Source organism: Candidatus Erwinia dacicola (assembly GCF_001756855.1).
Taxonomy (GTDB): domain Bacteria; phylum Pseudomonadota; class Gammaproteobacteria; order Enterobacterales; family Enterobacteriaceae; genus Erwinia; species Erwinia dacicola.
The window spans coordinates 1-4,992 of record NZ_MAYS01000290.1; the positions used below are offsets into that span (position 1 = coordinate 1).

A 4,992-nucleotide genomic window follows, 5' to 3' on the forward strand; every position below is an offset into this window, starting at 1 on the left:
TCTCCTGCAGGAGTAAACGCCGTTGAAAGCGGGGTCTGTATTGCGTCTGAGTTCCCTGCTGATGGTAGACCGCGGGAGATCAAGCTCTCTGGCGATGGTAGCCGGTTTGACACCTTCACCACGCCGCTTTTCAATGTAGAACCGCTCTTTCTGAGTCAGATGTTTTCCCTGCATGCAACAGGCTCTCCAGTAGGACCAGAACGGAGATTTTATCCGGGTCTGGCCAGTGGGTCACTTTGTTGCGTTTCGAGTGGGAATGGGGCGATGACTTCACCAAAACCAACAACCGCGGTGAACAGGACAATAAGGGGGCGAAAAAGGCACAGGAAGCCGCAGCGGCCATTAACGGCATTTACATCATCCCTTCATTCTCTGAAAGCGAACGTGCGCAGGCGTTCGCTGGTACTGCCTCATTCAGCGATTTTAACGATATTCACGTGGCCAACGGACTGAATGCGGTTCGCGAACAACTGGCACCGATTTTCGATGAACTCATTCCCGACTGGCGTCAGTCCTTTACGGAGACTCACAGCATGCCTGACAACGACATCCGGCAGGATGACCCTGCCGTTCCCTTCCCTGACATCACGGATTACCCGGACTTCGGCAATGACTTTCAGGAAGCATTTGCACCACCAGAAGATATACCTGAGAGCACGATGACCTCCGCGCAGGCACAGGATTTACCGGAGCCTTCACCTGAAATCGCGCTGCCAGAAACCGCTGTTCCACCACTGGGTCCGGAGGCAGAGGCAACACCTCCATTATCTCCCCATGTCCCTGAGGAGCCGGTGTTAAACGTGGAGCCCTCCGCACCAGAAGCCGTCGGGACACCGTCTGCAGAAACAGCATCGTTATCAGCGGCAGAGACGCCAGTCGTGGCCAACGAGCTCACGTCCACGGATAACCCAGACCTGCAGAATGCCCCTCTGGCAGAGGCTGTAAATCCACAAACGCCACCGGCTGATAGTCCAGCTCCAATAGATGCAGCTGCAGAGGCCCAGCTGGCCGATGCCAGCATTCTGCCAGTGACAGAGCAGCCATTGAAAGAGACGTCTTCACCGGAAGAGCCACAGCAGCCGGCAGCGGCGGACACTGATACCGCACTGGCTCAGGAAAATGGCTTCTCATTCACCTTTGGGCGACTGCCAGGTGACACCAGCCCGGAGGGACCAGAAGTCGCCCGGATTAATCTGGACGAGCTCCTACAGGGGCTGACCAGCCGCCAGGAAGACAGGACCTGGGTGTATGCGCTCGATGGTGAAGACGCATTCCGCGATTATGGCGATCGCATCGTGATGGCTTCGTCGCAGGCCAGCGAAAACGACCGCATGATCCTGGCCGCCCTTCTCTCCGCCAAAGCCAATCAGCGTGGTGCTGTTGAGGTAACAGGCAGTCCGGAGTTTATCCAGCGTACGCTGACGTTGATTGCCGATCACAACATCGAGGTACATCTGAAAAACCCACAGCAGCGCGAGCAATTAGAAGCGCAGTTGCAGGCCAGAGCCGCTGAGGCGACGGCAAAGAATGGCATCAACATAAGCACGCCAGGACAGGAATCAGCGCCCTCACCTGTCGTAGACACACCGACTGCTGCACCTGGAGCGGCACCGCCCGCCCCGGGGAATGACACTGCCAGCCAGGCACCGTCGAAAACAGCTGGCCCAGCAACTCCGGAAATGACCGTCTTCGAGAAAGAGACGCTGCGAACAGGCCTGACCGGAAAGCTACTCGAATCCGGACGGGCGCCGTATCAGTTCGATAAAGCCAACACGGACAGCTTTTATGTCCAGCTGCGCACAAAAGCAGGCAACAAGACGTACTGGGGTGTGGAGCTGGAACAGGCCCTGAAAGACAGTGGCCAGAAACAGGGCGACATGGTGAAACTGCAGTATCTGGGCAATAAAGCCGGTAACCGTCAACGTTCCGCTGACGAATGCAGAGGGGGTGGTAACCGGATACGAATGCCAGGAGAAACATCGCAATCACTGGTCGCTGACGCCTGCCCAGGATAACCGTCTGCTGGTTGCTGACCGACACCACGTCGCGCCGGCAGAACTGTCAGCCTATGACGGTAATGCTTTCTGGCAGCTCCAGCATTAGATTGTTAAAGCGGCCGCACTGTCTTTATCGCTTCCGGGCCCCGCGGGCCACGGTCTGCTGTATACCGGCCCTGACGGTGAAGGACAAAAACCACCGCAATCGCCTCCGGAAAACGCTGTGGTACCGGCTCTGTCCAAAGCCGCAGGCTCGGTGGTCATGCAGGCAGCTGGCGCAGAAGGCGAACTGCTGGCGCACCTGGTGAAAGGTCACGGCGATTACCTGCAGGGCGTGATGCGTCATGAAGGTGAGCTTCGCCACGTACTGGCCCGGGTATGCACCGGCGCCAACGGAAACACCTGGCTTGCCGTGAATACGGTTTCCGATACCGGCGCTCTCACCCTGATTGGCCACGGTTCAGCGGTAAACGCTGTGAAGAATGGTGAAGCCCCGCGGGATACATTTGCCTTTCAGCTCAAAGGAAAGGACGCACCCAAATTCGCCGTTCCTCTGATTTCACCGGGAAAGATCCCGCCGGCCCTGCACAGCAAGCTGGGGTTCGACAAACCCTGGACACCGCCGAAAGCACCGGAGCCGGAGCAGGCACCCCGGGCACAGGTCAAGCCGGCTAACCAACCGCAACCCATGTGAGGATCTCATGCGTAAAATGCTCTGTACTACCCTTCTGTTTCTGGTGTGTCTTCCTGCCGCTGAAGCGGCTTCCTGTCGTGCTGGCACGGCTGCAAAAGCAGGTAGTGAAGCCGGCTACAATCGGGCAAAAGAAGCCGCAGATGCCTGGTCACAGCGTCAGAACAATGTCACAGCATCATTGGGTGACTGTCTGGGGAACATTTCCACCACCATTACGGCGCCAACGTTTCCTAATCTGACCGACGTCCTTAATCAGATTGGCCAGAAAATTTGCAAGGCGGCCCGTGACAAAATCAGTGACTATGTCCCTCCGACCATCGACCCTTGGGGAGACTATGCCTCCAGTAGCGGTCTGTCGTCCTACAGCTCGGGAACAACTTCCATTCCCGTTAGCACACAATCGTCCCCGGCGGCCACTAACAGTGGCCGTTCTTATATCTCACTGAACTGATGGAAACTATCCAGTGACGAAACAATCTGCCGCCTCCTCTGAGGAGGCACCTTCAGCTGAAGCTGAACTAAATCCAGAGTACGTTCCTTTCATGGAGGCAATGCAGCTTCAAAAAGACAGGATGCTTAACGCTTCTTTTGCCCGCAAATGTCTGGCGGTCTCTCTGGTGTCCGTTTCCTTCAACATGGTGCAGTTTCCGGTTAACGCCTGGCTTGCCTGGCAGGTCGCTCACCCTCCGGTGAAATACTTCGCCACGCTTAACGGCAGCGTACTGGCGCAATATCCAACGTCTGAGCCGGCTTACAGCGACGATGACATCATTGCCTTTGGTGACAAAGTTGTCCGCAGCGCCTTCCAGCTCGACTTCAAAAACTTCCGCACGCAGATAAGCGATCAGCAGCAGAAGTTCTCAGAGGACGGCTTCCGGAGTTACTACAGCGCGCTGACAAACTCCAACCTGTTTGCAAAGGTGAAGACAGACAAGCTGCTGATGTCGGCCAACGTCACCCGTAAGGGGATGATTTACCGACGCGGCCGTGAAGGTTCGGACGGACCCTATATCTGGGAAGTCCAGTATCCCGTCACCCTGAGTCTCGATGGCCAAACCCGCAGCCTGCCACCTCAGAACTTCATTTTTACGATCCGCATTCAGCGAACCGACGTCAGGCTCAAACCTGAAGGAATCGAAGTGGCCTCCGTGGTCACCCGGGATGCCCGCTAAGTATCAGGAAACCTCATGAAAATTCGACTTCTCACGACAGCAATTTTGCTCTTGTCGGCAGGCTCTGTGCTGGCTGCCGACTGGGCTGACGCTCGAACAAACACCCCCACGACGGCGTTACCGCCCGCACCTTCCCCGGAGGCTCCGGAAGTTGCCACAACGGCGCCGCCGGCAGCGCAAAGCGAACCTGCAGCGGACATTACTGCTCCGCTACGCCAGTCACCACCGGCACCACCTTCTGCAGCCGAAGCCTGGGCTATCAGCCAGGCCGCTCCGCTTAACCGCGGTGAGATTGAAAACGTCAGCCGGGCTGTCAATGACGCCAGTCGTGGACGTGCCTGGCAGCCTGCAGATGTGGTGCCTCGCATTTCCACTCTGACAGTGAATCTCTCCCCGGGCGCCTCATTACCTGTACTGCGAACTGCCACGCATCAGGCCAGCACGGTGATGTTTACGGACAACACCGGGGCTCCATGGCCACTGGCGGCCCCGCCTTATAACGCTAACGCCGATGGCTTTACGGTGAACTATATCCCGGACAGCAGCGTGATGACGGTTCAGGCCAGGCGGCAGTATGACCGCGGCAATGTCACGGTGTATCTGAAAGGGCTGGCCGGGTCGAGTCCGTCAAGGTGGTGTAAATTCAGATCCAGCCTTCCGGTCCGGTAATATGTCTGTTAAGCGCTGAGTGGCAGCGCCTCGATCACATCGTTTTCAGCGGTCTGCTCTATCTCCGCCATGCTGTGCTGCGGCAGGTAGCGGTTCTGCAACAGCCATTCTTCGTTCTGCTCCGTCAGCACCGCACCCAGAAGCCGGGTTATGCTCTCTTCGTTGGGGAAGATACCCACCACGTGGGAACGCCGCTTCACCTCTTTATTCAGGCGCTCCAGCGTGTTCGTGGAGTGGATTTTCACCCGGTGCGCTCCCGGGAACCCGAAGTACGCCAGCCCCTCCGCCTCCGCTTCGTCCATCATCTCTGTGACTGCCGGGAAGTTCTTTTCCAGCTGGGCCGCGACCTCGCGCCAGGTGGCATGGGCGTTTTGTTCCTCCGTCTGCACGAACACCTGTTGCAACGCGGCACGGACAACCGACTGGCTGGCTCTGCTGACTCGCCCCAGCACGTTACGCA

General features: G+C 57.6%; 7 protein-coding genes. 5 read left to right on the forward strand and 2 right to left on the reverse strand.

Annotation, left to right across the window (positions count from 1 at the left end; translation table 11 throughout):
- Positions 1 to 174: helix-turn-helix domain-containing protein (locus tag BBW68_RS20660; protein ID WP_148127608.1), on the reverse strand; the 174-nt coding region annotated here is incomplete at its 3' end.
- A gap of 62 nt (positions 175 to 236) precedes the next feature.
- On the opposite strand from BBW68_RS20660, the gene BBW68_RS08555 reads away from it, so the two are divergent.
- From BBW68_RS08555 to BBW68_RS18835, 5 genes are all read left to right on the forward strand, one after another.
- Positions 237 to 2,015: an LPD7 domain-containing protein gene (locus BBW68_RS08555; protein WP_148127609.1), complete on the forward strand. Its 1,779-nt coding sequence runs from the start codon at positions 237 to 239 to the stop codon at positions 2,013 to 2,015.
- 205 nt (positions 2,016 to 2,220) lie between these two features.
- A complete protein-coding gene (locus BBW68_RS08560) occupies positions 2,221 to 2,691 on the forward strand; it encodes a hypothetical protein (protein WP_070134966.1) in 471 nt (156 codons plus the stop codon).
- A 7-nt stretch (positions 2,692 to 2,698) separates the two neighbouring features.
- Complete coding sequence (locus BBW68_RS08565; RefSeq protein WP_070134968.1) at positions 2,699 to 3,142, forward strand: hypothetical protein; 444 nt, start codon at positions 2,699 to 2,701, stop codon at positions 3,140 to 3,142.
- A gap of 13 nt (positions 3,143 to 3,155) precedes the next feature.
- Complete coding sequence (locus BBW68_RS08570) at positions 3,156 to 3,863, forward strand: DotI/IcmL/TraM family protein (RefSeq protein WP_070134969.1); 708 nt, start codon at positions 3,156 to 3,158, stop codon at positions 3,861 to 3,863.
- Between the two features lie 15 nt (positions 3,864 to 3,878).
- A complete protein-coding gene (locus BBW68_RS18835; protein WP_186821310.1) occupies positions 3,879 to 4,532 on the forward strand; it encodes a DotH/IcmK family type IV secretion protein in 654 nt (217 codons plus the stop codon).
- 8 nt (positions 4,533 to 4,540) lie between these two features.
- Here the strand turns inward: BBW68_RS18835 and BBW68_RS08580 are convergent.
- Positions 4,541 to 4,992: transposase (locus BBW68_RS08580; protein WP_186821236.1), on the reverse strand; the 452-nt coding region annotated here is incomplete at its 5' end.

Coding starts and splice junctions, on each gene's coding strand:
- BBW68_RS08565 (WP_070134968.1), top strand. CDS start 2,699: ATGCGTAAAATGCTCTGTACTACCCTTCTGTTTCTGGTGTGTCTTCCT.
- BBW68_RS18835 (WP_186821310.1), top strand. CDS start 3,879: ATGAAAATTCGACTTCTCACGACAGCAATTTTGCTCTTGTCGGCAGGC.